This window comes from Solihabitans fulvus (genome assembly GCF_008386585.1).
GTDB classification, from domain to species: domain Bacteria; phylum Actinomycetota; class Actinomycetes; order Mycobacteriales; family Pseudonocardiaceae; genus Solihabitans; species Solihabitans fulvus.
This window is the reverse complement of record NZ_VUOB01000099.1, coordinates 1-317: the sequence shown is the minus strand read 5'-3', so window position 1 is coordinate 317 and position 317 is coordinate 1. Positions and strand designations below refer to the sequence as shown.

Here is a 317-nt window from a genome sequence, read left to right as displayed (position 1 = left end):
CCCGGCGCAGCGCGCCGAGCGGGTTCCCCCCCCCCCTCGGGTCGGCCGCCGGCCCGAACAGCAGGCGGCGAAGGCCGCCCTCCTGGCCCCCCCCGGCCGACACGTGGCAGCGCGGCACCGACGGGTGCGCGGCCGCCGCCGTCCAGTACAGGCCCTGGCCCGGCGCCTCGGTCGCTGCGGCGAGCGACTCGCCGAGCATCACCGCGTCCGCCCCGCACGCGATGGCCTTGGCGATGTCGCCGCTGGTCAGCACCCCGCCGTCGGCCAGCACGTGCACGTAGCGCCCGCCGGTCTCGTCCAGGTAGTCCCGGCGCGCG

1 protein-coding gene is annotated in these 317 nt (G+C 79.8%); it reads right to left on the bottom strand.

Going from position 1 to position 317, the window contains the following annotated elements; genetic code table 11:
* A partial coding sequence (locus tag F0L68_RS39450; protein WP_188317083.1) for an IMP dehydrogenase occupies positions 1 to 317 on the bottom strand: 317 nt, incomplete at both ends.